At 62.6% G+C, this 26,195-nt stretch carries 27 protein-coding genes; 11 read left to right on the forward strand and 16 right to left on the reverse strand.

Features of this window, described 5'->3' with window-relative positions:
- The first annotated feature begins 107 nt into the window (after window positions 1-107).
- From C8K44_RS23420 to C8K44_RS23430, 3 genes are all read left to right on the forward strand, one after another.
- Window positions 108-890, forward strand: coding sequence for an RDD family protein (locus C8K44_RS23420; RefSeq protein WP_109578186.1), 783 nt, complete (start codon window positions 108-110; stop codon window positions 888-890).
- Window positions 887-1,189, forward strand: coding sequence for a SelT/SelW/SelH family protein (locus tag C8K44_RS23425; protein ID WP_109578187.1), 303 nt, complete (start codon window positions 887-889; stop codon window positions 1,187-1,189). The genes C8K44_RS23420 and C8K44_RS23425 overlap by 4 nt, the downstream gene beginning before the upstream one ends.
- Before the next feature lie 117 nt (window positions 1,190-1,306).
- Window positions 1,307-2,383 (forward strand): D-alanine--D-alanine ligase family protein, encoded by a 1,077-nt coding sequence (locus tag C8K44_RS23430; RefSeq protein WP_109578188.1) that lies wholly within the window; start codon window positions 1,307-1,309, stop codon window positions 2,381-2,383.
- A gap of 90 nt (window positions 2,384-2,473) precedes the next feature.
- On the opposite strand, the gene C8K44_RS23435 is transcribed toward C8K44_RS23430, so the two are convergent.
- Both C8K44_RS23435 and C8K44_RS23440 read right to left on the reverse strand, forming a co-directional pair.
- A complete protein-coding gene (locus C8K44_RS23435) occupies window positions 2,474-2,962 on the reverse strand; it encodes an anthrone oxygenase family protein (RefSeq protein WP_109578189.1) in 489 nt (162 codons plus the stop codon).
- Window positions 2,959-3,783, reverse strand: a complete 825-nt coding sequence (locus tag C8K44_RS23440; RefSeq protein WP_109578227.1) for an NAD(P)H-binding protein — start codon at window positions 3,781-3,783, stop codon at window positions 2,959-2,961. Before C8K44_RS23440 ends, C8K44_RS23435 begins: the two co-directional genes overlap by 4 nt.
- Before the next feature lie 118 nt (window positions 3,784-3,901).
- Between C8K44_RS23440 and C8K44_RS23445 the strand changes: the two genes are divergently transcribed.
- Window positions 3,902-4,525: a TetR/AcrR family transcriptional regulator gene (locus C8K44_RS23445; RefSeq protein ID WP_109578190.1), complete on the forward strand. Its 624-nt coding sequence runs from the start codon at window positions 3,902-3,904 to the stop codon at window positions 4,523-4,525.
- A gap of 235 nt (window positions 4,526-4,760) precedes the next feature.
- On the opposite strand, the gene rpmE is transcribed toward C8K44_RS23445, so the two are convergent.
- The gene (gene rpmE, locus C8K44_RS23450; protein WP_109578228.1) at window positions 4,761-4,982 is read right to left on the reverse strand and encodes a 50S ribosomal protein L31; all 222 of its coding nucleotides are present in this window, start codon (window positions 4,980-4,982) and stop codon (window positions 4,761-4,763) included.
- A 187-nt stretch (window positions 4,983-5,169) separates the two neighbouring features.
- Here rpmE and C8K44_RS23455 point away from each other — a divergent pair, with 187 nt between their 5' ends.
- Window positions 5,170-6,975 (forward strand): ABC transporter transmembrane domain-containing protein, encoded by a 1,806-nt coding sequence (locus tag C8K44_RS23455; RefSeq protein ID WP_109578229.1) that lies wholly within the window; start codon window positions 5,170-5,172, stop codon window positions 6,973-6,975.
- A gap of 224 nt (window positions 6,976-7,199) precedes the next feature.
- Window positions 7,200-7,343, forward strand: coding sequence for a hypothetical protein (locus C8K44_RS27590; RefSeq protein ID WP_158282783.1), 144 nt, complete (start codon window positions 7,200-7,202; stop codon window positions 7,341-7,343).
- A 3-nt stretch (window positions 7,344-7,346) separates the two neighbouring features.
- On the opposite strand, the gene C8K44_RS23460 is transcribed toward C8K44_RS27590, so the two are convergent.
- The 3 genes from C8K44_RS23460 to C8K44_RS23470 all read right to left on the reverse strand — a co-directional run bounded on the left by C8K44_RS23460 (window position 7,347) and on the right by C8K44_RS23470 (window position 12,991).
- Entirely contained in the window at window positions 7,347-8,036 is a 690-nt protein-coding gene (locus C8K44_RS23460; RefSeq protein ID WP_109578191.1) for a nitroreductase family protein, read from the reverse strand.
- 106 nt (window positions 8,037-8,142) lie between these two features.
- Window positions 8,143-11,004 carry an autotransporter domain-containing protein gene (locus C8K44_RS23465; protein ID WP_245417599.1) on the reverse strand — a complete coding sequence of 954 codons (2,862 nt, stop codon included), beginning with the start codon at window positions 11,002-11,004 and terminating at the stop codon, window positions 8,143-8,145.
- A 502-nt stretch (window positions 11,005-11,506) separates the two neighbouring features.
- Window positions 11,507-12,991 (reverse strand): carboxypeptidase M32, encoded by a 1,485-nt coding sequence (locus tag C8K44_RS23470; RefSeq protein WP_109578192.1) that lies wholly within the window; start codon window positions 12,989-12,991, stop codon window positions 11,507-11,509.
- Window positions 12,992-13,123: 132 nt separating this feature from the next.
- Between C8K44_RS23470 and C8K44_RS23475 the strand changes: the two genes are divergently transcribed.
- A complete protein-coding gene (locus C8K44_RS23475) occupies window positions 13,124-13,477 on the forward strand; it encodes a DUF1304 domain-containing protein (RefSeq protein WP_109578193.1) in 354 nt (117 codons plus the stop codon).
- Window positions 13,478-13,534: 57 nt separating this feature from the next.
- On the opposite strand, the gene C8K44_RS23480 is transcribed toward C8K44_RS23475, so the two are convergent.
- The 8 genes from C8K44_RS23480 to C8K44_RS23515 all read right to left on the reverse strand — a co-directional run bounded on the left by C8K44_RS23480 (window position 13,535) and on the right by C8K44_RS23515 (window position 21,147).
- Window positions 13,535-14,008, reverse strand: coding sequence for a hypothetical protein (locus tag C8K44_RS23480; protein WP_146203993.1), 474 nt, complete (start codon window positions 14,006-14,008; stop codon window positions 13,535-13,537).
- 852 nt (window positions 14,009-14,860) lie between these two features.
- The gene (locus tag C8K44_RS23485; protein WP_109578195.1) at window positions 14,861-15,892 is read right to left on the reverse strand and encodes a peptidoglycan -binding protein; all 1,032 of its coding nucleotides are present in this window, start codon (window positions 15,890-15,892) and stop codon (window positions 14,861-14,863) included.
- Window position 15,893: 1 nt separating this feature from the next.
- The gene (locus C8K44_RS23490) at window positions 15,894-16,913 is read right to left on the reverse strand and encodes a MotA/TolQ/ExbB proton channel family protein (RefSeq protein WP_109578231.1); all 1,020 of its coding nucleotides are present in this window, start codon (window positions 16,911-16,913) and stop codon (window positions 15,894-15,896) included.
- Window positions 16,914-17,110: 197 nt separating this feature from the next.
- The gene (locus C8K44_RS23495) at window positions 17,111-17,800 is read right to left on the reverse strand and encodes a hemolysin III family protein (protein WP_109578196.1); all 690 of its coding nucleotides are present in this window, start codon (window positions 17,798-17,800) and stop codon (window positions 17,111-17,113) included.
- A 72-nt stretch (window positions 17,801-17,872) separates the two neighbouring features.
- On the reverse strand, window positions 17,873-18,673 hold the full coding sequence (locus tag C8K44_RS23500; RefSeq protein ID WP_109578197.1) for an inositol monophosphatase family protein: 801 nt from the start codon (window positions 18,671-18,673) through the stop codon (window positions 17,873-17,875).
- 25 nt (window positions 18,674-18,698) lie between these two features.
- A complete protein-coding gene (gene efp, locus C8K44_RS23505) occupies window positions 18,699-19,265 on the reverse strand; it encodes an elongation factor P (protein ID WP_018429990.1) in 567 nt (188 codons plus the stop codon).
- 103 nt (window positions 19,266-19,368) lie between these two features.
- Entirely contained in the window at window positions 19,369-20,493 is a 1,125-nt protein-coding gene (locus C8K44_RS23510; protein ID WP_245417600.1) for a tetratricopeptide repeat protein, read from the reverse strand.
- A 6-nt stretch (window positions 20,494-20,499) separates the two neighbouring features.
- Window positions 20,500-21,147, reverse strand: coding sequence for a thiamine phosphate synthase (locus C8K44_RS23515; protein ID WP_109578198.1), 648 nt, complete (start codon window positions 21,145-21,147; stop codon window positions 20,500-20,502).
- A gap of 174 nt (window positions 21,148-21,321) precedes the next feature.
- Between C8K44_RS23515 and C8K44_RS23520 the strand changes: the two genes are divergently transcribed.
- Window positions 21,322-22,092 carry a sulfite exporter TauE/SafE family protein gene (locus C8K44_RS23520; RefSeq protein ID WP_109578199.1) on the forward strand — a complete coding sequence of 257 codons (771 nt, stop codon included), beginning with the start codon at window positions 21,322-21,324 and terminating at the stop codon, window positions 22,090-22,092.
- Between the two features lie 54 nt (window positions 22,093-22,146).
- A complete protein-coding gene (locus tag C8K44_RS23525) occupies window positions 22,147-23,781 on the forward strand; it encodes an acyl-CoA synthetase (RefSeq protein WP_109578200.1) in 1,635 nt (544 codons plus the stop codon).
- Between the two features lie 39 nt (window positions 23,782-23,820).
- Here the strand turns inward: C8K44_RS23525 and C8K44_RS27995 are convergent, their stop codons facing one another.
- Window positions 23,821-24,054 (reverse strand): hypothetical protein, encoded by a 234-nt coding sequence (locus C8K44_RS27995; RefSeq protein ID WP_245417601.1) that lies wholly within the window; start codon window positions 24,052-24,054, stop codon window positions 23,821-23,823.
- Window positions 24,024-24,371 (reverse strand): DUF2269 family protein, encoded by a 348-nt coding sequence (locus tag C8K44_RS28000; protein ID WP_245417602.1) that lies wholly within the window; start codon window positions 24,369-24,371, stop codon window positions 24,024-24,026. Before C8K44_RS28000 ends, C8K44_RS27995 begins: the two co-directional genes overlap by 31 nt.
- 472 nt (window positions 24,372-24,843) lie before the next feature.
- On the opposite strand from C8K44_RS28000, the gene C8K44_RS23535 reads away from it, so the two are divergent.
- Window positions 24,844-25,221, forward strand: a complete 378-nt coding sequence (locus C8K44_RS23535) for a hypothetical protein (RefSeq protein WP_109578201.1) — start codon at window positions 24,844-24,846, stop codon at window positions 25,219-25,221.
- A gap of 418 nt (window positions 25,222-25,639) precedes the next feature.
- Window positions 25,640-26,173 (forward strand): DUF1465 family protein, encoded by a 534-nt coding sequence (locus C8K44_RS23540; protein WP_109578233.1) that lies wholly within the window; start codon window positions 25,640-25,642, stop codon window positions 26,171-26,173.
- Window positions 26,174-26,195 lie beyond the last annotated feature (22 nt).

Below are 26,195 nucleotides of genomic sequence, written 5' to 3' on the forward strand. Positions count from 1 at the left end.
AGACTACACTTGAAATCATTGGCGCCGGTCGAAAATCCTCGACCGGCGCCAATTGCATTTCAGCGGGGGATAGTCCAGCCTTGACTTGGGTGAGGGGGACTATCCAGATGACGGTAATTGAAGGCGCACCAGTGCGTGCGGGTTTTTGGCGACGCTTCGGCGCGCTGCTGATCGACTCCATCGTCGCCGCCGTACTGTTGATACCAATACAGGTTTTGATCGCAGTCTTGTTTCTGCAGACCAATGGCGCAATACAGGGCAATCTTGGATTGGCTTTCCCTAGCTGCGAGACCGTGAACCAGCTTCCACCAACACTTGAGCCATCACCCCCCGCCGACTTTACATTGAGTGTGGATTGCACTGAGTCGTTCTTTGGGCTCCACGCTTCGCGAGCCCTGACAGTAGTCAAGATCGAACAGGGCAACGGCAAGACCTCCATGCTCTCCTGGAACTATTCACTTGGACCGGACGGTCACCAGGTCGACGCTTTCTATGTGAGCTGGGTCGGGGGGCTGGTGTTTTTTGCCTATCTCGTTCTGATGGAGACTTGGCGAGGCGCCACAGTTGGCAAGCAGGTGCTCAACATTCGGACCGTGGATGTCCAATCGCCATCGACTGTCGGCCTCCCATTGCGGAAAGCGGTTGCACGCCAGTTGGCTATGATGATCGGTCTCATCCCTGCATTCGTCCCAGCGTTCTGGTGGGGGGATCCGTTTTTCGCAAACGGTGCGGATATCTCCGAAACGCTGAGCACAAGCTATATCGCAACGACCGCCATAACCGGCGTGATCGAGATCGCCTGGTTCATCTGGATCATCGTTTCGGTTTCCAAGAAACGCGATCCCATCTATGACCGGATTGCCGGAACCAGCGTATTGAGAACTTCATGAGCCTTCCCCAGATCCGCATCACCTATTGCACCCAGTGCATGTGGCTGCTTCGTGCCGGCTGGATGGCGCAGGAGCTGTTGTCGACCTTCGGCACAGAGCTTGGCGAGGTGACGCTGGTGCCGGGCACGGGCGGCGTGTTCACCATCACCTGCAACGAAACCCTGGTCTGGGACCGCAAGCGCGACGGAGGCTTTCCCGATGCAGCCAGGCTGAAACAGCTGGTGCGCGACATCATCGACCCCGAGCGCGACCTCGGCCATTCCGACCGCAAGGGCCACAAGTCCAAGGACGATGGCTGAGCGCGGCGAAAGCTGCGCAAACCCCGAACCAGCGCCACAGATAAGTTCGAATTGCTGAGCAAGCAGGACGTCGCGCCGCGGCATGGCGCAAACCCGACGGCAGAGCGGAAAGCACCCATGACCACCAAACCACGCATCGCAGTTCTTTTCGGCGGACGCTCCTCCGAGCACGACGTCTCGCTCATGTCGGCAAGCAACGTCGTCAAGGCGATCGACACCTCCAGATACGAGGTGGTGCCTGTCGGGGTCGCCCGCGACGGCCGCTGGTTCCTGGCTGCGCTCGACCGCGATGGCGCGCTGCCCAAGGCCGTACCCGTAGGTGGCACCGAGGTGGCGCTGGTGCCCGGCGGCAAGGGACGGATGATCGCATTGCCCAAGGGCGAAGCGCCGTTCGAACTGCCCAGGATCGACGTGCTGTTTCCGGTGCTGCATGGCCCGTTCGGCGAGGACGGAGCGGTTCAGGGTCTGGCCGAAGTTGCCGACATTCCTTATGTCGGCTCCGGTGTTCTCGGCTCGGCCAACGCCATGGACAAGGACGTGGCCAAGCGGCTCATGAAGCAAGCCGGGGTGCCGGTGGCACGCGGCATGACCATGCATTTCGGCGACCGGCCCGCTTTCGATGCGGTCAAGGCCGAGTTGGGGCTGCCTGTCTTCGTCAAGCCGGCGCGGCAAGGCTCATCCGTAGGCGTCAGCAAGGCGGAAACGGCAGAGCAGCTTAACAAGGCGCTGGCCGAGGCCTTCAAATATGACCGCAAGGTGCTGATCGAGGAATTCGTTGCCGGCCGCGAGGTCGAATTCGCCGTGCTCGAGGCCCCCGACGGACAGCTCTCCGTCTCCGTGCCGGGCGAGATCGCGCCGGCAGCGAGCCACGGCTTCTACACCTACGAAGCCAAGTACATCGATGCAGACGGCGCGGCCCTGCGCATCCCGGCGGAACTGCCGGAAGCGGCCATGGCGAAGCTGCAGGAGGTTGCCCGCAGCGCCTTCCTGGCGCTCGGCTGCGAAAGCATGGCGCGCGTCGACTTCTTCGTGAAGGCGGACGGCTCGGCGCTGGTCAACGAGGTCAACACCATCCCCGGCTTCACCAATATCAGCATGTATCCGAAGACCATGGCTGCCTCTGGCGTATCGTACCCCGATCTCGTCGGCCGGCTGATCGAACACGCCGTGGCGCGCTGGAAGCGCCAGGCTTGAGGCAAAAAAGGCCGGGCATGCTCGGCCTTTTCGTTTCTTGCTTTCGCATCATGCTTCCCGAAGGTCGAACCCGATCTTCGGACCGATGCATCAGGCCGCGCGGGCAAAGGCCATGACGAACGAGGCCAGCGACACCAGGCAGGCGACAGTGCGGACGTGGTTCCACGGCAGCCAGTCGCGCAGATAGGTGGCCCAGACCGCCGCCCCTTCAGCACTTGCCGGATCGACGGCGGCGAGCGCGTCGTTGAGCGGTACGTTGAAGACGACCGTCACCAAAAAGCAGCCAACGAGATAGGCGGCGCTGCCGGCGAGCAGCCATGCAGCGCCCGCCTCGCTCCAGCCGAAGAGGGCTTTGGCTGCAAGCACCAGCGACAGGACAGCCATGCCCATGAACGCCGCCATGAACAGCGGGTTGATGATGGTGACGTTGATCTGCTGCATGGCGGCGATGCCCTGGGCGGCGGGCAGCCGGGCAAAAGACGCCATGATGGTGTTCGAAAAGATGAAGAACAGGCCTGCGGTGACGCCGCCGCCAATGGCTGCGACGAAGACAAGCGCGGTGAACAGCGGCGCGATCATTGCGCACCTCCCCACACGCCTGATGTGGCGACCGCCCTGGCATAGTCGGTGAAGTCCCGGGCCGGCCGATGGAGCGCGTCACTGACACCGTCGGACAGATGCTCGTTGCGGCCGTCCAATACCTCCGTGAACAGCATCTTCAACAGGGCGATGAGATCTTCGGGCAGCTGTTGTTCGGCAAGGCTTGCCGAAAACTCCTCCGGCGTCAGTCGGACAAACCGGATGTCGCGGCCGCTGGCCTCGGCGATTTCCTTGATCGCCTCGGCAAAGGTCAGCAGACGCGGGCCGGTGAGTTCGTAAAGTTGGCCGATATGGCGATCGTCGATGAAGGCCGCGACCGCCACATCGGCAATGTCGTCGGCATCGACGAACGGCTCGCCCACCGCCCCAACCGGCAACGCCACCTGGCCGGACAGCACCGCGTCGAGCATGAAGCTCTCGCTGAAATTCTGCATGAACCAGCTGCAGCGCAGGATCGTCCAGTCGGCGCCGGAACGCTTGAGCATGTCTTCCGCGCGCTGCGCCTCTGGCTCACCGCGTCCTGACAGCAGGATCAGGCGCTTCACGCCCATGGCAACCGCCAGATCGGCGAATGCACCGACAGCCTCCGAAGCACCCGGCGCCGCCAAATCGGGATTGTAGGAGATATAGGCGGCGCTCACGCCAGCGAGTGCCGACGCCCAAGTGGCGCGGTCGTTCCAGTCAAAGGACGGCGTGTTGCCGCGCGAACCGATACGGACCGGGATTGCGCGTGCCGCGAGCTGGCTGGCGATGCGACGACCGGTCTTGCCGGTTCCGCCAAGCATCAGAATGGGCTTCATGGGCTGTTCGGGGACTGTCACTATGGCCTCCTTCACAAACATGAGCATTACTCACATTTGCAAATGTGATAACCCCTCATATTATGACCGTCAAGCGGAATCGTTTGGGCTGGACGCCATGGAAGTGCTGGAAGAAAACAAAGCGCTGCGCCGTGCGCCGACCCAAAAGCGCAGCCAGCAACGTGTCGAGCGCATGCTCGAGGCGGCAAGCGCGCTGATCTCGGAAGGCGGAAGCGACGCAATGCGGATGGGTGAAGTGGCCGAACGCGCCGGCGTATCGATCGGCTCGCTCTACCAGTATTTTCCCGACAAGGGGGCGATCATCCGCACGTTGGCCGAGCGCTACAACGCCGAAGGCCGTGCCTGCATCGCCGACGCCCTTGCCGACGTACGTGACATGCAGGGGCTGGTCGGCGCCTTCAGCGGGTTGATCGACACTTATTACGGCATCTTCCTTGCCGAGCCGGTGATGCGCGACATCTGGTCCGGCACCCAGGCCGACAAGGCTTTGCGCGACATCGACCTCCGAGACAGCCGCGCCAATGGCACGCTGTTGGCGGAGGCCTGGCGCCGCGTCGCGCCTATTGCCGATGCGGCCGAGATCGAGCGCAAGGCCTTCCTGATCATGTCGCTGGGCGAAGCGACGATGCGGCTGGCGATTTCGGTGGACCGTGCGGAGGGCGACGCGCTGGTGGCGGACTACAAGGTGATGGCGCTGCGAGAGATCGGGGCGAGCGGCTAGGGCGAGGCTTCCCGGTCCGCTTTGCGCCGCAAGGACGGGGAGAAGGAGGCTGGCCGCAACGCAGGCAACAACCAAACGGCCGCAACGCTGACGCCCTCTCGCCCCCGTTCTTACGGGGAGAGGGTAAGGGTGAGGGGCAGCGCAAAGCGTCACTGGTGGCGATCGACCATCTAACTCCGGTCAACAAAAAACCCGCCACAAGGGCGGGTTCTTGATAGTCGCGAAACGGGCTGGCTTAGATGCCGAGGCCTTCGTAGCGCTTCTTGAACTTCGACAGACGGCCACCGCGGTCGAGCAGGTTGTGCTGGCCACCGGTCCAGGCCGGGTGCGTGGTCGGGTCGATATCGAGGTTCATCGTATCGCCTTCCTTGCCCCAGGTGGAGCGGGTCATGTATTCGGTGCCATTGGTCATGACGATCTTGATGGTGTGGTAGTCGGGATGGATATCGGCTTTCATCGCTTTGTTCCTGCTGTCGCGGCGCGGCTTGCGCAGGTATCCTGCGGCGATGCGCCTCTTTCGAAAATTCGAAGCCACGGCTAGATAAACCACAGCTTCAGAAACGGTCGGCGTGCCTATACATCAGCCGATTTCGAATCACAAGGCCGCACGCCGGCAAATGGACCGCGGCCAAGAGGGAAATACCATGGCGAACACCACAACGGCCGCTAACGAAGAGCGCCGGCGTTCGCTGCGCCCGCTGAACCGGCTCTCGCCTTATCTCTACCGCTACCCCAGGCTTGTAGTCGGCGCGCTGATATCGCTGGTGGCGGCCGCCGTCACCACGCTGACGCTGCCGATCGCCGTGCGCCGCATGATCGACCATGGTTTTTCTGGCGCCGATTCGAACTTCATCGCCAAATACTTCGCCATGCTGGTGGCGATCGCTGCCTTGTTGGCACTGGCCTCGGCCTGCCGCTATTATTTTGTCATCACGCTGGGCGAGCGCGTCGTCTCCGACATCCGACAGGATGTGTTCGGCCACGTAACCTCGCTGTCGCCGGCCTTTTTCGACACGGCGATGTCCGGTGAGATCGTCTCGCGGCTCACCGCCGATACCACCCAGATCAAGTCGGCTGTCGGGGCAACAGCATCGGTCGCGCTGCGCAACCTGATATTGTGCCTGGGCGCGCTCACCATGATGGTGGTGACGAGCCCCAAGCTGTCGGGCCTGGTGATTGCCGCCATCCCGCTGATCGTGGTGCCCTTGGTCGCCTTTGGGCGTTCGGTTCGGCGCAAGTCACGCGCAGCGCAGGACACTCTGGCAGATGCCACAGCCTTTGCCAGCGAGCAGATAGGCGCCATCCGCACGCTCCAGGCCTTCACCAACGAAAGGCTGGTGACTGCCAAGTTTTCCGCTGCCGTCGAGACAGCCTTTGCCGCCGCCCGCTCTTCGGTACTGGCGCGCTCGGTGCTGACCTTCTTTGCCATCTTCACCATTTTCGCTTCCGTCGTGGCCGTGCTATGGTTCGGCTCGCGCGACGTGCTCGAAGGCACATTGTCGCCAGGCACGCTTGGCCAGTTCCTGCTCTATTCAGTGTTTGCCGCCGGCGCCCTGGGCAGCCTGTCGGAGGTCTGGGGCGAACTGAGTTCGGCTGCCGGTGCCGCCGAGCGCATCACCGAGATCCTGGCGGAAAAGCCGACCGTCGCCGCACCCGCCTCGCCGGTCGCCCTGCCTGCCAGGAGCACCGGTGCGATCGAGTTTCGCGACGTGATTTTCTCGTACCCGGTGCGGCCCGACCGCGCCGCTGTGCATGGGCTGAGCTTCATCGTGAAGCCGGGTGAGACCGTGGCCATCGTCGGACCGTCAGGCGCGGGCAAGAGCACCGTCTTCTCGCTGCTGCTGCGCTTCTACGACCCCGAGGCGGGGTCGGTTCTGATCGACGGCGTCGACCTCCAGAAGGCCGACCCGCAAGCGGTGCGCGACCGAATCGCCATCGTGCCCCAAGATGTGACAGTGTTTGCCAGCACGGCAGCCGAGAATATCGGCTTCGGCCGTCCCGGCGCAACGCAGGCTGCTGTCGTGAAGGCCGCCGAGGCGGCCTTGGCCGACGAGTTCATCGAAAAGCTGCAGAACGGCTATGAGACGGAAGTCGGCGAACGCGGAGTAACTCTGTCAGGCGGCCAGCGCCAGCGCATCGCCATCGCGCGCGCCATCTTGCGCGACGCGCCCATCCTTCTGCTCGACGAGGCGACATCGGCGCTCGACGCCGACAGCGAGAGGCAGGTTCAGATCGCGCTCGAACACCTCATGCAGGGCCGCACCACGATCGTGATCGCACACCGACTGGCGACCGTTCTCAAGGCCGACCGCATCCTGGTCATGGATGGCGGCGCTATCGTCGAGGAAGGCACCCATCAAAGCCTGGTCGCCAAGGGCGGCATCTATGCGCGCCTGGCCAAGCTGCAGTTCGACGCCGGCGCCGACGCGTTCAAGGGCGCCGCAGAATAGCCCGCGCCTGGGTTCCTGCGCCAGATGATATAACTGTTGGCCAAGGACTGCAGCATCAGCGTCCAGGGGCTCAACGAGTTCGCCAATGTCGCGCATCGCAAGCTCGCCATGAACTGTGCCGAGATTGGCGAGGCCACCGCAATCATTCGCTAGCTTTGCCAGCGCATTCTGCCGCTGGATGCCGAGACCACACGGAAGCCCTTAAGCAGGCCGAACGGAATGGATTGCCGTTCTATGACGCACTGGTGGTCGCCGCCGCCTTGCGCGCCAACTGCGCCGTGCTGTGGTTGGAGGACATGCAGCACGGCAGGACGATCGAAGGCCGGTTGCGGATCGTCAATCCCTTCGCTGAGAGCGCGGGCAAGTAGCCCTTAAAGGAATGTCGCTATCTCCGACAGCGGACGCTTCTCGGTGGCGTGAACCGGGATAGTGGCGCCTTCCTTGGGGTAGCCCACGACCATCAGGATGTAGGGCTTGTCGTGCGGGTCGCGGCCGCAGATCTCGTTGAGGAAGCTCATCGGATTGGGCGTGTGCGTGAGCGTGGCAAGGCCCGCGCGATGCAGTGCGGCGATCAGGAAGCCGGTGGCGATGCTGACCGATTCCGGAACGTAGTAGTTCTTGCGCGTCACACCGTCGGCCGAGCGGCTTTTGCGTTCACCGAAGACGCAGATCAGCCACGGCGCCTCTTCCAGGAACGGTTTGGAGGCATCGGTGCCGAGCGGCGCCAGCGCCTTGAGCCATTCTTCTCCGGCCCGCCCCTCGTAGAAGGCACGTTCCTCGATTTCCGCAGCCTCGCGGATCCGGCGCTTGATGTCGGCGTCGCCGATGACGGCGAAGTGCCAGGGCTGGTGGTTGGCGCCGTTGGGCGCGGTACCGGCAGCCATGATGCAGGTTTCGATGATGTCGCGCGGCACCGGCCGCGTCGAAAAATCGCGCACTGTGTGGCGGGTCCTGATCTCGTCATAGAAAGACTGAGCTCCGGCCCGCATCTCCTCCACCGGCTTTTCCTTATAGTCCGGCAGCGGAACGGTACGATAGGTATGGGCAGACGAGATGGTCATCGGATTGCTCGCGAGTTACCGGAATTTGTCACGGACAATCTTCAAAATACCTGCCTGCGTCAACCGGATGCCGGCAACGCCACAGAAGACGCTGCCGGCAGAAGCATCAGAACTTGACGGCGAAGTTCGCCTTGACGCCGTGGTCGCGCGCGCTGCTGGCGATCTGGCCAAAATAGTTGAGCCCCAGGCTTGCCTTGGACGAAATCGCAACATCGAGCCCGGCCTCGACCAGGAGCGCGTCGCGGGCGATTGGCGCACCGTAGACGGTGAAACTGTCGCCGCCAGCAAAGGCAACGATGCTGCTTGGACTGACATCGCCGAAGGCGTGGCGCCACCCCAGGCCACCGCGTACCGTGGCGGCCGTGCCACCAAAGCTGACATCGGTCGCAGCACGCAAGCCAAGCGTTGTCGTGGTGCTGTCAAATCTTGTCTCGGCACTGGAAAGAGCAGCCGATCCACCCGTTTCGGCAAACGCATCCGTCGATGTGCTGACATAGGCGAGCCCGGCGAACGGCTCGAAGGCAAACCGTCCCATTTCGGTCCGATAGCCGGCCTCGATGAAGGCCTGCGCCGTGCTCGCATCGTAATCGGCCTTCAGCGTTTCGTTGAGCCCGGGGAACGACACATTGCGGCTGGTTTCGATGGCGTGCCATGTGTAGGCGGCCCCGGCGCGCAGGCCTATGGCGCCCCAATGGCGGCCACCATAGGCACCAACGTGGTAGTTGTTGCTGTCGCCGGAGGACGCCCCATCGTCAGTGTCGAAACTGGTGCGGCTGTAGCCTGCAAGCAAGCCGAGGCGCCATTCGTCGCCAACGATCGTGTCGCCCCCAGCTATCAGGCCGCCACTCGAGTGATCAAAGCTATCAGCGCTGCCGTTGCCGTCGACCGAACCCCAATTGCCAAGGGCCTGCCCCCAGACAACGAAGCGGTCGTTGTCGGCCGCAACCCATTCTATGCCACCGTCTCCGTAGGCCATGACTGGCAGATCTGGCGCCGCAACATCGCCAAAGGCGGAACGAACTCGATCGTTGGCGAACTCGCCCAGAAAGGAACTCGTCTGCGTTGAGGCGCCGGAAGCAGAAGCGTGGATGTCACCCGAGAGTTGGTCGAGCGCGTCGCGGGCTTCAGCTGCATTGGACGACATCGAGAAGGCGGCACGGACGCGATTGTTCGCCGGCAGACTGTCGATACCGCCGGCGACAGACGCCTGGTTGGGCGTTGTCGCGACGCTGCCAAGCGAGGCGTCGTTGCGCGTCAGCGTCAGCGTCACATCGTTGCCGCCATCACCACCGGCGTAGCTGATGGCGTGATTGAGGAAAAGAAGGTTGTTAAGATTGCCGACCGAGGCGAAAGTGCCCACGACCGCATCCGCACCATCATTTTGGATCAGCGTGAACGGGCCGTTGGTGGGGTTCCAGCTTGTGTTGGTCGGCGGCGACATGAGCAGGTTTAGCTTGGCGCCAGTGATGTCGACTGCGCCATTGACCACCAGCTTGTCGGCGCCCGCAGGCATGGCTTCGATCTCAAGAGTGCCGCGATTGACGTAGTTGCCGTTGATCGTCTGGGTGTGGACGAGACCGGTAGCCAGCGGATTGGCAGTATCGCCCACGCTATGTGTTGCGCCCGTAGCTATCGTCACGTTGCCGATGACGGTGCCGCTGCCGCCAAACCGGGCGCCCGCATCGACCACAATCGGCCCAGCCAACTTACCGCTGCCCTTGTAGCCCACATTGAGCGTGCCGGCGTTGACAAACGTCTCGCCAGCGAATGCGGAACTGTCGCCCCTCAGAATGATGGTGTTCGATCCCTGCTTGAAAAAGTCGCCTGCCCCGGCAAGCTTTCCGCTCCATGAGTACGAGTTGACGTTGGCCATGTTGGAAATCAGCTTGCTACCGGCGTCGATGGTTATCGACCCAGCGGCGCCACCGAGCCAACTGCTCACCCCGCCATTGCCAAATTGCAGCGTACTGTTATTTGAGATCAACACGCTGGCCGAACCGCTGCCACTGTTTTGGCCCCCTCCTGTAAGGGTCAGCTTGCCGCCGCCGACTTGCCGGAACGCGCCAGCGCTGTTGATGACGCCCGTATAAGTGATGTCGTCGGAACGGTTGAAGATCAAGGTACCGTGGTTATTAATTGAGCCGGCAACCATCCCGGTAGTGCCACCAGAACCCAACTGCAAAGTCGCACCACCGTTGATGCCAGCGCTTCCGGTGTAGGTGTTAGTCCCCGTGAAAATCTGAGTTCCACCCGCGATGTTGATGCCAGCGCTTCCAGAGATCACACCGGAAAACGTGCCACTGGCGGCTGTAATGGATAAAGACGTGCCGCCAAGAACGACTGAACCAGTTCCAGTCAAAGCCTTGATGCTCACACCAGCCGTGCCTAAACCCGAAGCATCGAAAGTCCCGCGGACATCGACGCCGCTCGAAGCAGCGATTTTGCTTTGCCTGATAAGCCTCAGCGTGGTGTTGGTGTCGATGGTCGTCGCGCCAGTGTAGGTATTGTTCGCATCGGACAGCGTGAGCGTGCCGCCTCCGGTAAGGAATAATCCGCCCCCCTGCAGTACCGAGCCGATTTCTGCGGTTCGTCCACTATCAAGGGAGATCGTCGCGGCAGAACCCACCAAGTTCAAGGGACCGCCCGTGATCCTATAGTCATCCACAGTGAATTTGAGCGCCTCAAAGCTCTGCGTGCCAGAAACGGAAACGCCTCCACCGATGCCGCCGAACACAGCGCCTCCGCCGGCCCAGATACCACTGCCCGCGCCATTGCTGTCTGTCCAGTTCGTAGACGTTGCGTCCCACTGCCCCGCACCGCCATCGGCCGCACCCGAAGTATTGCTGCCATCCCAATACTGGTCCGCCCGTGCGGGCGACACACCACCCAGCACAACAGCTACGGCAGCAAGCGTCACCAGCGCCGTACCGGCCCGCAACGGGCCGACACGCGCAGTTGTTAGGTTCAAGGGATGATTTTCAGAAGACCGGGTAGCCTGAAATGAATCAAAACGAGTCCGCGTCGCAACGCTGCGGCCAAAAAGTTGCATTGTATCCCCACCATTGATATGCGCGCCCGAACGGACAAAGGCACTATGTGGGGACACCCCGCCCGCCACTCAAAACTTAACAACGGCTTTACTTAGAGCAGCCAAGTTATCGGAGCAATGCAAAATATTAGCGACGATTCACTCAACTAGGGATAACTGGCATGACAGTCAGCTAGACTCGTCTTCGTAGTACGATGACTCGCGCATTTGTGCGAAATTGCACCTACCTTGGGACAGGAAAGCGGCGAGCTTCACGACCGCGTTCCGCTTCCTGGTTGTGGCCCGCCGGCCGATTGCAGACTGGGCGGACGAGCTGCTTGCATCACCCCGCCGCGTGCCTGGCGGCGCTCCTCCCCGAAAGCTGCAGCCGCCGAAATTCAAGTGGAAATCGAGACACAGCCACTCCGCAAGGGAAGGTCTATCAGGCCCCGTAGCGCTTCTTCAGATGCGTGGTGAAATGCACGGCGTTGAGCTTTTCGCCTGTGGCACGTTCGAGCAGTTCGGGTGCCGGCCAGCGCGAGGCCTGCGACCAGATCTTGTCGCGGCGCCAGTTGTTGACGGTCTCAAAATGGCCACGCGCGATCTCGTCGTCGACCGAAGGGTGCGTCTTGGTCAGAGCCGCCCATTGCTGTGCCGCCATCATCGCGCCCAGCGTGTAGGACGGAAAATAGCCAAAAGCGGCACTCGGCCAGTGGACGTCCTGCATCGGGCCGTCGCCGGGATTGTCGATGGTCGAGAGGTCCAGATACTCGCGCATCTTGGCGTCCCACGCTTGGGGCAGGTCCGACACGGACAGGCGGCCTGAAACGAGTTCCTGTTCCAGTTCGTAGCGCAGGATGACATGCAGCGGATAGGTGACCTCGTCGGCATCGACCCTGATCAGGCCGCGTTCGACCTGATGCACATGCGGCAGGATCTCTTCCATCGACCAGCGCTCGCCGAGATGTTGTTCGACCAGCGGCAGCGCCCAGTGCCAGAAGGCCGGATTGCGGCCAAGCTGCTTTTCAACGAACAGGCTCTGGCTTTCATGGACGGCTGTACCGCGCGCCTTGCCGAGCGGCCAATGCGACCAGGCTTCGGGCAGGTTCTGCTCGTAGAGCGCATGGCCGGTTTCGTGCAGCACGCCCATCAGCGCCGACAGGAAATCGGTCGTCTTGTAGCGCGTGGTGATGCGCACGTCGGATGGCACCCCACCGCAGAACGGGTGGTGCGACACAGAAAGGCTGCCGCGCGTCAGGTCAAAACCGATGGCGCCCATCATGGCCAGGCCAAGTTCACGCTGGCGATCGATGGCGTAGACACCCGAAAGCGCCCGCACCGGGTTCTTTGCCCGACGCTCCGCCTGAACGGCCAATGCTTCCGGCACGAAACCTTTCAAGAAGGCCTTGAGGTCGGTGAAGACGGGCGTGATGTCAGCAGTGCGGTGGCCCGGATCGTACTGCTCCATGAGCGCGTCGTATGGATCGAGGCCAAGTGCTTCCGAGCGCAGCGCCGCCTCCTCACGGACGAGCGCCACGATGCCTTCGAGCGCCGGCTGGAAGCCGGCCCAGTCGTTCTTGGCGCGCAGGTCGCGCCACAGCTGCTCAGACCGCAGCCGGGCGGAGGTCTGACGCTCGACGAACTCCGACGGCAGGCAGGTCATGTTGGTGTATTGGCGGCGGAATTCCTGCAGGGCGGAAACCTGCTCTTCGTTCAATGCCTCCGTCTCGGCGGCAACGATCCAGTCAGCGATTTCGGGCGCTGTGGCTTGGCGGTGGTGCATTCCGGCGAGCGCCGACAGCGCCTCGGCGCGCTTGGCGCCGCCACCCACTGCCATGTGGGTTGCCTCATCGGCGCTCAAAACGGCGAGCGCATGTTCCAGCGCTTCCAGCTTTCGGCCGAGGTCGTCGAGCTTTGCGAAGGACATGGTGATTCCCCTGTCTCAAGATCGCGGCGAGAGGATACCAAACTGCCCGCATCCGCAAGACGGTTCGGATGGGCCAGCCCTTGCCGATGCATCCGCCGGCGTGGTCAAGTCTGGTGAATCCGGGGGACTGCGATGCTTTCGAACATACTCGTCGGGCTGGTGGCACTCATCCACCTTTACATCGTCTATCTGGAAATGGTGCTTTGGGACACGCCGCGCGGCCACAAGGCCTTTGGCCTCGAGCCAAGGTTCGCCAAGGCCTCGAAGTCGTTGGCGGCCAACCAGGGGCTCTACAACGGCTTCCTCGCAGCCGGCCTGATCTGGGGCCTGTGGCTGGGTGTGGCAGGTTTCGAGGTGAAGGTTTTCTTCCTGCTGTGCGTGGCAATCGCCGGCGTCTATGGGGCGGCCACTGTCAGCCGCAAAATACTGTTGATCCAGGCACTTCCGGCGACGCTTGCCCTCGCAGCACTATGGCTCGGCTGGTAGCTCACTAAAAGAAACGCCCCCGGATTTGCTCCGAGGGCGCCTGGCAGGTTGCCGAAGTCAGCGGCCAGCATCGCGGCTGATCTGCGAGCCGAGGCTGGAGACCTCCGACTGAAGCTGGCTGTATGTACCCGCCGACAGCATGCCGCCGTAGCCTGCATCGCTCGTGGCCGTACGACGTATCGCCGCATCCTCGCCGGTGAGCTGGCGGGCTTGGGCGGCGCTGATCCGCCTCATGTGCCGATCATTGGCAATGCGGGCGTCGTCATTGCGCAATTCAGAGAGGATGTAGCTGACAGGATGGACCTGAAGATGACCCGCAATTGATGTCGAATTGCCGGTATTGTCGCCGCCGTCAAAGAAATCTCTATAGGTTTCGTGACTTGGCGAACCGCTTGTATCGGAGGTGTGCTCCTTTGCAAAAGCCGAGGCCATCGGAGCCGTAATCAGAAGTGCGGCAAGCGCCGCCTTGAATGCCATAGAGCGCATCTTTGCGTCTCCTAGATTTTTGTGGGGCGGCTTTCGCCCCAGCATTCGTAGTCCGTCTGGAAACGTCGAGTCACGGTGGGAGGCCATCGCCGGCGTTTCCCGGACTGCAACAGAGTCTAGGTCCGATGCAAACAAGAACATAATTAAGAAAAAATAATTTTGGGCGCCCAAGCTGCCGTGGCGATTACGGCGATCCAGCCACAAATCTGCCGCACATGCGGCAGGGTCTTCGGCACACGATATCTTGATTTCCAGTGAACTTGCGAGGGGCGAGGTTTCCAGCAAGATCAAGCATGACAAGAGGAGGCGGCAAGCCACCTCCCCCTACGGATGTCACACCCAAATCACGGGATGGTGTGGGAGTACCATGCGCTCAGGCGCAACCCACCGCCTGGCAGGTCATCGTGTACTCGGTACACAATACCAAGCCGCGTGCCCTGGCACGCAAGCCGATCGCGGCTGCCCCGAGATCGGAAGCTGCGAATTCGAACTGTCGTTGTCATCCTTGCCGTTTGAGAACACATCACGCGCGTGTGTGCGATCGTGATCGCCATGGCCGCCGCCGCCTTCATGGCCGCGTGCGAAGGCTGTTGCCATTGGTGCGGAAACAAGGATTGCAGCGAGAGCTGCTGTTAAAGCCAAAGAGCGCATTGTTGCGACTCCCGAAATGCCCGGCGGCGAACCGCCGTAGCGTTGACTGCCCGTCAAGACACGTCGAGTCACGGTGGGAGGGCCATCGTCGGCGTGTCCCGGACTGCACGTTGGAAAATAGAACCATCGCCGGCGAAAGCATAATTAAGAAAAAATAATCTTCGAGACCGCCAAACTCACGCCAGTCAAGACTGGAAACACCGGACATGCGCCCTAGACGCAGGTTCTTTCTCACGAACTCTTGATCTAGCGCTCCGTGAGCTTGAGCTCGATGCGGCGGTTCTTGGAACGGGCCTCGTCGGTGCCGCTTTCGTCGAGCGGCTGGAACTCGCCAAAGCCGGCGGCAACCAGGCGATTGGCTGGCACGCCGTTCTCGATCAGGAACTTGACCACCGAGGTCGAACGCGCCGAAGAAAGCTCCCAATTGTCCCGATAGCGGCCGGTTCCCGACAGAGGAATGTTGTCGGTATGACCATCGACCCGCAGCACCCAGTTGATTTCAGGGGGGATTTCCTTCTGCAGCTCGATGATGGCGTCGGCGAGCTTCTTCATCTCGACCTTGCCGGCGTCGTTGATCTGCTCGGAGCCGGTCGGAAACAGCACCTCGGATTGAAACACGAAGCGGTCGCCGACGATGCGGATGTTTTCGCGATCGGACAGAATCTCGCGCAGGCGCCCGAAGAAATCGGAACGATAGCGGTTGAGTTCCTGAACGCGCTGGGCCAGCGCGACGTTCAGGCGGCGGCCGAGATCGGCGATCTTGGTGTTGGATTCCTTGTCTCGGGTCTCCGAGGCGTTGAGTGCCTCTTCCAGGGCGCCGATTTGCCGGCGCAGGGCCGCGATCTGCTGGTTGAGCAATTCGACCTGGCTCAACGCGCGCTGGCTGACCTGGCGCTCGCTGTCGAGCTCGCCGGTCAGCGAACCGATGCGAGCGGTGGCCTCGGCGCCGGCGCCGGAGCCCTGGGAGAGCAACTGCTCGAGCCGGCTCTTCTCGCTCTCGGCAGCCGACAGCGACGCCTGCAGATTGGCGAGCGCATCCTCGGTGTCCTGGGAATTGGAGCGCTCGAGCGCCAGAAGCTGCGTCAGTTCGTTGATTTGCGAGTTGAGCCGGGTCAGCACCTCGTCCTTGCCCGAAATCTCGCGGCTGAGCAGGAACTGCGCCAGCACGAAGACCGACAAAAGGAACATGATCGCCAGAAGCAGCGTCGACAAAGCATCGACAAAGCCCGGCCAATAGTCGATGCGGCGGTCGCCGCGCCGCCCGCGCGCCAATGCCACCTTAGTGCACCCCTTCCTTCTTCAGGGCGTCGGCGATCTTTTCGAGCGTGCTGCGCATCGCCTTCTGTTCGTCCGACTGAGCCTCGACCCAGTCGCGCATGATCTGCTGTTCGCTGCGCATGTTCTTGACCAGGCCGGAGATGCCGTCGGCGAGATTGGCCATGGCGGCGGCGACGCGTGGATTCGAGCCGCCATGTTCCTGCATGTTGCGAAGGCGTTCCGACAATACGCGGATTTCGTCGGAGGAGCCGTTCTTCGCATCGGCGACGACCATGTCGGAGGAAAGGTCGGTGACGCTGGAGAGCCAGTTTTCCAGCTCGGTGTAGAAGCGCGTTTGAGCGCGGCCGGCCTGAAGGTCAAGGAAGCCCAGCACCAGCGAGCCGGATAGACCAAACAGCGACGACGAGAACGCGGTGCCCATGCCTTGCAGGGGTGCCGCGAGTCCGGCTTTCAGCGATTCGAGCACGGCTGACGCATCGCCACTGCCGGGATCGAGCGACTGGATGGTTTCGCCAATCGAACCGATGGTCCCCAGCAGGCCCCAGAAGGTGCCGAGCAGGCCGAGAAATACCAGCAGGCCGACGAGATAGCGCGAAACGTCGCGGCTTTCGTCAAGGCGCGTGGCAATGGAGTCGAGCATCGTGCGCATCGAACTGGTCGAAAACACCATCGCCGAGGACCGTCCGAGCATCGCCTTCATCGGCGCGAGCAGCACCGGGTGCGTCGCCTCCGAGCCGGCGCGGAAGGAATTGACCCAGCGCACTTCGCGGAACAGGCGGCCGACCTGGACGAACGCAAGTATGATGCCGACCACCAGCACACCAAGGATCAGGCCATTGAGCCCGGGATTGGTGCTGAAGGCATGCGAAATCTGCCGCGTCAGGATTGCCGCGATGAAGGCGACGATCGCCAGGAAGATGATCATCGTCAGCAGGAACACCTGCGGAGACGACAGGCGGTGCGGATCGTAGCTCAGCACGTCGGAGCCTTTGCCCACCCCGAGAGATTTCAACAATGCCATCGACGCCCCGGTTCCGGTTCCCTGCGGCTGGCGCCCGCGCATCCATCCGGACGCGCCCTGGCAGCCATCGCCTTGAAGTCTATGCACCGCACTTTCGGGAAGTTCCGGCGCAATGCGTTAGTGGACTACGACTGTAAGCGGAAATGTGACGAAAATGAAAGGCGCTTGCGCTTCCCGACGCCGGGATCGCACCGCAATCAGAGCCGCGCCACCACCAGAAGGTCGATCATCGCCGCCACATGCAACCCGGCACCGGTGACGACGAAGCTGTGCCAGACGGCACTCTGGAAGCGCAGCCGTTGCCAGGCGTAGAAGACGACACCGCAGGAATAGACCATCCCGCCCGAAAACAGCAGCCAAAGCGTGGCCGAGGGCAAGGTCGCGATCAGCGGGCGCAGGATGACGACGCCGCTCCAGCCCATGGCGAGATAGAAGGCGATCGCCAGCCGATCGAGCCTGCCGGGCAAGAAGAGCTTGATCGCCATGCCCGCGATTGCCGCCGTCCAGACGATGCCGGCCATCACGCTTGCGGTGAAGCGATCGTCGAGCTGGACGAGGAAGGGCGTGTAGGTCGCGGCGATGAGCAGGTAGATCCCGGCGTGGTCGAAACGGCGCAGCACCCATTTTGCCGGCGAGATCGGCCACAGATTGTAGAGGAACGACACCGACAGCACCGTGAGCAGCGCTACGACAAAGACGACGGCAGCGAGATATTCGCCGGTGGCGGTATGGGAAGCGGAGACCGCCAGCAGCACCGAACCGGCGGCGGCGGCAAGCAAGATGCCAATCGCGTGGACTACGCCGTCGGCAATGAGTTCGGCGCGCGAATGGGTATAGCGCCCGACGAAGGGCACAGCTGTTTCATGCTTGGCGTTATTGTCCGACATGGTCCGTCCCTGCGCGGAGCCTAATATGGCTACCCGCAGGGAACGAAGACAAGAAGCCCGTGACGCGGCGGATCAGCGCGGCGCGATGGGCCGCTTCAGCGTCTTGATAAGGGCGCGGTGGATGGTCTCGTTGCCGGCGACGATCGAACCGCCATCGAGCATATCCTGCCCACCCTTGTCGTCGGAGACGAAGCCGCCGGCTTCGCGCACCAGAAGGATGCCTGCCGCGACATCCCAGGGCGACAGCGCGGTTTCCCAGAAACCGTCCATGCGCCCGGCGGCGACATAGGCCAGATCGAGAGCGGCCGAGCCGAGGCGTCGGACACCCGCCACTTCGCCCATGACGTTGCGCAGTTCGAGCAGGAAGTTGCCGTGATGGCTGCGGCCAAGGTGCGGCACGCCGCAGCCGATGACAGCATCCGACAGCTTGGTGCGGCCGGAGACGCGCAGGCGGCGGTCATTGAGGAAGGCGCCGCCACCACGCTCGGCGGTGTAAAGCTCATCCATCGCCGGGTTGTAGACGACCGCGGCGACGATCTGGCCCTGACGTTCCAGAGCGATCGAGATCGAAAACACCGGAATGCCGTGCAGGAAGTTGGTGGTGCCGTCGAGCGGATCGACGATCCAGCGATGCTGGTCGTCTTCTCCAGCGACAACGCCGCGCTCTTCCATCAGGAAGCCGTAGCCGGCACGCGCCTTCGACAGCTCTGCAAACAGGATGTCCTCGGCCTTGCGGTCGGCCTGGCTGACATAGTCGCCAGGGCCCTTCAGCGAAACCTGCAGGTTCTGCACTTCGCCGAAGTCGCGGGCCAGCGAGCGGCCGGCCTTCATGGCGGCCTGCACCATGACATTTAGGATCGCTGAACGCGCCATGATCTAGAACTTTCCGTTGCCGTGCTCAGTCCGCGCGGCGGACGTAGGTGATCTCGTTGGTGTCGACGATGATACGCTCGCCCGAAGAGATGAAAGGCGGAACCAGAACGCGGACGCCGTTTTCCAGCACCGCCGGCTTGTAGGAGGAAGCAGCCGTCTGGCCCTTCACCACCGGGTCGGCCTCGGTGATCGTCAGCGTCACCTGGTCAGGCAGCGCGATGCCGATCGGGCGCTCGTCATAAAGCTCGACCGTGACCATCATGCCGTCCTGAAGGAACGCGGCGCGATCGCCGACGAAATCCTTGAGAAGCTCAAGCTGCTCGTAGCTTGCGGTATCCATGAACACCAGTGCGTCGCCCTGCTCGTAGAGGAACGAGAAGTCCTTCTGCTCGAGGCGAACCTTTTCCACCGTCTCGGCCGAGCGGAAACGCTCGTTGAGCTTGGTGCCGTTGATGAGGTTCTTGAGTTCGACCTGGTTGTAGGCGCCACCCTTGCCGGGCTTGACGTGGTTGGTCCTGACCGCCACCCAGAGGCCGCCGTCATGTTCAATGACGTTGCCGGGACGGATTTCGTTGCCGTTGATCTTGGCCATGATTGGGTTCCGGAAGAGAGGTTTGCGCCGGAAAGGGCGCTATCGGCGCCTCCAAGACCACAAAATGGCTTTTTAGGCAAGAGAAGTCGCGATTTTCACCATATCAGCGAAGCCGGTTTGCGCGCTCCAGCGCCTGCTTCATCTCGGCATCGGTCAGGCCACGCAGGAAGTCGTCCATCTCGGGATCGTTCAGTCCGGCACGGCGGGCATTGATGTACCAGGCGGCTGCGAGAATGGAATCGGGCTCGACACCGATGCCGCCCATGTAAAATTTCGCGAGACGGTTCTGAGCGGCGACATTGCCGCCGTCGGCCGCAAGCTTCATCCAGCCGAAAGCCGACTTCAGGTCGCGGTCGCCTCCGCGCCCGTCGGCCATCCACAGTGCAAGGTCGAACTGGGCGGAATCGTAGTTCTGCCTGGCGGCGCGCACGAGCAGCAGACGCGCCTGCTTGTCGTCGCGGAGCCTGCCGCCAACGCCGTTGGCATAGACCTGGGCCATGGCGTACTGGGCGTCGGCCAGCCCGGTAGCCGCGGCCCGTTCATAATAGGGCACGGCCTTTTCGAGACCTTTGTTGCCCGGCTCGCGCTGTACCAGCATCTGGGCATAGTTGAACTGGGCCAAACGGTTGCCAGCCTCGGCCGCCGACTGCATCAGGGCGCTGGCAGCCTTTTCGTCGCGGGCGACGTAGCGCCCGTCGAGCAGCAACAGCGCATACTGGAACTGTGCTTCGGCAACACCCTGCTCGGCAGCGCGCGCATACCACTTGGCCGCCTCGCCATCGTTGCGCGCAACGCCGAGCCCGCGCGACAGGATTTCGGCAACCAGCGTCTGCGCCGCGGCATCCCCGGCCTCGGCGCGCGGCAGAGCCAGATTGTAGGCCGTCATGTAGAGGCCGCGCTGGAACGCGCCATATGCCTCATCCGAGGGCTTGCCGCCAAAGCGGTTGGGGTCGATGCCGTCAGCCGGCTTGGCCGCCGGATTGGCACCCAGGTCGGGAGTGCCGGCAGGTGCCGGTGCGGCAACGGGTTCTGCCGCTGGCGCGGGTGATCTGTCCAGCGGCATGGGTGCCGGACCGAACCGGTTGGGATCGATGGTGCCGAGCGGCTTGCCAAGTGATGGCACAGCGCCATGGTCGGGCTGCGGGATCGGCGCGCGCTCGACAGCCATCGCGGGCGCGAGCCCGAAGCCCAGGCACAACAAAGCGGCAAGGAGGCGCGAACGATCCATCAAAGGCTACTCCTCGAAGCGCGGCGCGGTCTCGTCGAGCAAGGCATTCGCGCGGGCCACCGCCTCGCGTGGGTCGATACCCTCGCCAAATACAGCCGACGAGACTGCAACGAACTCGACGCCCGTTGCCGCGACCACCTGCACCGAGGCAATGTCGGAACCGGCCATGACGATGCAGGGGATTTCGATCATCTCCGACCACCATTCGCCAAGCGACAGATTGCGCGAATGCGGCTCGGGCTTGTTGTCGTAGCCGAAGCGGCCAAAGAAGATGTAGTCGGGACGTTCTTCGCCAAGCTCGAGAGCGTCGTCGCGCGTCTTGGCGCCACCCGCACCGACCATCATGCGCTGCTGGTAGTTTTCGACGGCTTCGGCGAGTTCATCCTTGTTGCCCTCGATGTGGATGCCATCGGCATGCACGCGGCCGGCCACCCGGGTGTCGCCAGCCACGACCACGGCCACGTCGGCCTTTTGGGCTGCGGCCACGACCTTTTCTGCAAAGCCCTGGAACGACGCCTCGTCGACGCCCTCGCCCGGCAAGATGAGCGATGCGACATCGCCACCGGCGAGTGCTGCCTCGACATCGGCAGGCTTCACCGAGGGCGGCGCGATCAACACGATGCGGCAGCGGTTGGGCGGCGTGGTTGGGTTCATGTTCTTCGATCCGGATGCTTGACGCCTATGCAAGGCGATCATGTTTGCATTGGGGCATAGAGCAAAGTGCCGCCGTTGAACAGGACACGCAGCGCGACCCAACCACATGAAAAGATTGGCGCAGCCCTCGCCAACCTGCCACGATGCAGCCATCCGCGAGCAGAAAGGCCGCCCATGACTTCGCTTCTGCTCGATCCATGGTTCTACGCAGCCGCGGTGCCCGCGGTGATTCTCGTCGGCCTGTCCAAGGGCGGTTTCGGCGGCGCTGTCGGTTTTGTCGGCGTGCCGCTGATGGCGCTGGTGATCTCGCCGGTTCAAGCGGCCGCCATCCTGTTGCCGATCCTCATCCTGATGGACGCGGTGTCGCTGTGGACGTGGCGCGGCGTGTTCGACCGCACAATCCTGTGGCAGATGCTGCCGGGCTCGATCATCGGCATCGGCGTCGGCTGGCTGACAGCATCGCTTGTGACGGCCGACGATGTGCGTTTCATCGTCGGCGCCATCGCCTTCGCCTTCGTGGCACGCTGGATCTACACCAGCCTGCGCCACGGGGCCGACCACAAGGCCGAGCCGAACAGCATCGCCGCCGCCTTCTGGGGCTCGATCGCCGGCTTCACCAGCTTTGTCGCCCATGTCGGCGGCCCGCCCTTCCAGGTCTACACGCTGCCGCTCAGGATGGATCCGAAAGTGCTCACGGGCACGAGCGTGATCTTCTTTGCCGTAACCAACGCGATCAAGCTTGTGCCCTATTTCGCGCTCGGCCAGTTCGACACCGCCAACCTTACCGCGTCGCTGGTGCTGATGCCTCTGGCACCTTTGGCGACACTTGCCGGCGCCTGGCTCGTCCGGCGGATGAAGCCGGAAATCTTCTACCCCTTCACATACGCCACGGTAGCCGTCGTCGCGCTAAAATTGCTCTATGACGGGGTACGCGACTTTATGTGAGGATGACCCGGCTTGAGCGCTGAACTAGCTTCGCGGCGACAAGGGAGAAACGTCATGGCAAAATACGAGGAAGACCTCGACAAGAACCCCGCCAACCACCAGCCGCTGACGCCGCTGAGCTTTCTCGAGCGCGCGGCCAAGACCTTTCCCGACCAATTGGCCATTATCCATGGCGACCAGCGCACGAGCTATGTCCAATGGTGGCAGCGTTCGCTGAAGCTGGCTTCCGCACTGGCCAAGCAAGGCATCGGCAAGGGCGACACGGTGACGGTAATGCTGTCGAACACGCCGCCTATGCTGGAAGCGCATTTCGGCGTGCCGATGACCAAGGGCGTGCTTCATTCCCTGAACACGCGCCTTGATGCGGCGATCATCGCCTTTCAGCTCGACCACGCCGAGACCAGGCTTCTGATCGTCGACCGCGAGTTCTCCGCCGTGGTCAAGGAGGCGCTGGCGCTCGCCACGGTCAAGCCGCTGGTCATCGACTATGACGACCCCGCCTATCCGGCGGATGCGCCTTACCCCAAGGGCGAACGCATCGGCACCATCGACTATGAGGACTTCGTCGCATCCGGCGACCAGGACTTCGCCTGGTCGATGCCCGACGACGAATGGGATGCGATCTCGCTCAACTACACGTCGGGCACGACGGGCAATCCCAAGGGCGTGGTCTACCATCATCGCGGTGCCGCGCTGATGGCCTACACCAACACCATCCATGCCGGCATGGACAAGCACGCGGTCTATCTGTGGACGCTGCCGATGTTCCACTGCAACGGCTGGTGCTTTCCCTGGACGCTCGCCGTGCAGGCCGGCACCCATGTCTGCCTACGCTGGGTGCGCGCCAAGCCGATCTACGACGCCATCGCCGATCTCGGCGTGACGCATCTGTGCGGCGCACCCATCGTCATGTCGGTGCTGATCAATGCGCGCGATGAGGACAAGCGCGAGTTTCCGCAGCTCGTCACCTTCAACACCGCTGCCGCCCCACCACCCGAGGCGGTGCTCTCCGGCATGGCCGATGCCGGCTTTGCCGTCACCCATCTCTATGGCCTGACCGAGACCTATGGACCTGCCGTCGTCAACGAATGGCACGGCGAGTGGGACGGGCTGGACAAGGGTCCGCGCACGGCCAAGAAGGCGCGCCAGGGGGTGCGCTATGCAGCGCTCGAAGACCTGACCGTGATGGACCCCGAGACGATGGAAAAGACACCCGCCGACGGCGAGACCATCGGCGAGGTGATGTTCCGCGGCAACATCGTCATGAAGGGCTATCTCAAGAACAAACGCGCCACCGACGAGGCCTTTGCCGGCGGCTGGTTTCATTCCGGCGATCTCGGCGTGATGCATCCCGACGGCTACATCCAGATCAAGGACCGCTCCAAGGACATCATCATTTCGGGCGGCGAAAACATCTCGTCGATCGAGGTCGAGGACGCGCTCTACAAGCATCCCGCGGTTGCTTCGTGCGGGGTGGTGGCGCGCGGCGACGACAAGTGGGGCGAAGTGCCGGTGGCCTATGTCGAACTCAAGCCCGGCAAGACGGCGACCGAAGCCGAGATCATCGAGCACTGCCGCACCCTGCTTGCCCGCTTCAAGGTGCCCAAGGCGGTGATTTTCGCCGAAATTCCCAAGACCTCGACCGGCAAGATCCAGAAATTCCGCCTGCGCGACATGGCGAAGGATTGAAAGCCACGGCGGCGCCCACACGGACGCCGCCTCGGAAAGTCAGGCAGCAGCTGTCATGGACGGCCGCAAGCCGTCGAATGCGGCCCAGAGACCGACAACGAAAACGGCCGCCATCGCCAGCAGGATCGGCAGGTCGGACGGCGTCGGCTTGAGCACCATGTCGGCAACGATGATCAGCATCATGGCATAGTCGAAGCGCGCCACCTTGAGGATGCGGCGGCCCTGGTCGAGGGCGGCAGGCGTTACGCCGTCGCGGGCGATGATCGCAGCCATGTGTCGGCAGCGGGCTTGAACACCAGCGTGCCGATCAGGAAGGTCGTCACGTATCCGGCCAGCCCGATGATGATCCAGAGATCGCTGAAGCCGACCCAGAACCAGCACATGATGAGCCCGAGCACGAGGGTTACCAGCGACGTCGGCGCGAACAGCTTGTTGCCGAGTTCGCCCACCGAACGCATCGCCTGAAGCATGCCATCGACATTGCCGGCACGGTCCGCACGCACGGCGAGCAGCATGAGCGCGAACCCACCGCCCACCCACACCACGGCTGCAACGACGTGCAAGAACTTGACGAGAGAGTACCAGTCCATCTTCCGAACCTTTCCAATCCGGTTTTTGCGAAAACGCAGGCAGCCGTTTCAGCCACCGCTAATTTTCGAGGCCGGCAGATAGCATCGGCGCTGTTTCGCCATTGTGTCGGGGGAGAACGGGGTGTGTTTCCAGCGGCCGCCCTATCGAGGCCGCGCAGGGGCGCCGGAAAACCGCGGAAATTCCGGTTGAAGGCGCCCGCAAAAGCTGCGCAACTGACATATCAGCAAGCAGAAATATGATACGTTGAGGTGCGTCGTGGGGGACGGCGCCGTGCACAACCGGCCTTGGGGGGAGGCAAACGGCCGGCACATCTTCCTGATGAAACTTTCGATGTAACTGCCCTGCAAGCGCGCGGCCCGACCGCGCGGCATGCGGTGGAAGCACGGCCGGTGCACATGCGCCGTCACCACGGCCCTCATGGCCGAGATCAACCCATTCCCTGCGGGGGGGAAAAGGCATTCGGAGAAAATTATGCAAGGGGTAGCACGGAATTTCTTCACGCTCGCCATCGTCTACGCGCTCGCCGGCATGGCGCTTGGCCTGCACATGTCGATCAGCCAGGACCACAGCCAGATGCCGGTCCATGCCCACACCATGGTGGCGGGCTGGTTGATGTCGGCGGTCTTCGCCTTCTTCTATCATCTGTTTCCGGTGGCGCGGGACAAGATGCTGGCCAGGATCCACTTCTGGCTGACGGCAGTGAGCGGCATCGGCCTTCTAGTCGGGCTGTTCTTCCTGCTCGGCGGCAATGCGGCGATCGAACCGGTGGTTGCGATCTCGTCGATGGGCTTTTACGCGGCGATGCTCCTGTTTGCCGTCATCGCACTTCCGGTCGCCTGGAAGTCGTGAGTCGACATAACATCGGCGCGGCATTTCAAGCATCGCCGATGTGCCGTGACGGCACAGTCAAAACGGGCGCATTGCGAAATCAGCGGCACCTTTAAGCGTCCATTAAGCATTCCGGTTGTTTACTGTGCATATCCAGTCATCTGGATTCTTACCGAGTGGTTGGAGCCACTTTGTTTGACGCCTCCCTGTTAAACTCCTGAGAGCCGCGCTTTTCCGCGGCTCTTTTTTTTGCGCGCAGTGCCCTGGGACGCCCTCCAAAAGCGCCTCGATCCGGCGCGTTAACCCTTTGTTAAACATGCGCTTGCGTTCAGAACAGCGGAAGCGCATTTTCATCGGGCTTAGCGTATAGGAGCGGGCCGCGCAGAATCCGTCGACAAAAGATCGGCAGAACGCGGATCAGGGTTGCAGGGTAGCGATGATGAACGAGCCTTCGAGGGAAAGTGCGAATACGATCAAGCTCGCCGAAAGGCGGGTGTTTTCGCCGTCCTTCAAACCTCTCTACAATGAAGGCATGGGGCTGGTCGAACAGGCCGCCGAGTATCTCGACGGCGCCGGCCGCGTCGAGGCCAAGAAGCTGTCGCGGCTTGCCGCGACGCTTTACGCCGCCGAATCGATGCGGCTGACCACGCGCCTGATGCAGATCGCTTCCTGGCTGCTTTTGCAGCGCGCCGCCAATTCCGGCGAGATGACCCGCGACCAGGTCGCATCCGAGAAATCCAAGGTTCGCCTCGACACCGCTTCCGCCCATGACGACGCCGCCGGCTGGAACGAGCTGCCCGACGAATTCGTCGATCTGGTGCGCCGTTCGCTCCGCCTGCAAGCGCATGTGCGACGCATGGACGAAGAGATCTACGGTAACGGCACGACCGTGATGCCGGTGCAGGCGATGCGCCGCAGCAATCCGGTTTCCGACCAGATCTCGCTGCTCAACACCGCCTTCGCCCGCAACTAGGCAACGATACTCCCTGCGCCAC

Source organism: Aminobacter sp. AP02 (assembly GCF_003148805.1).
Lineage (GTDB): Bacteria > Pseudomonadota > Alphaproteobacteria > Rhizobiales > Rhizobiaceae > Aminobacter.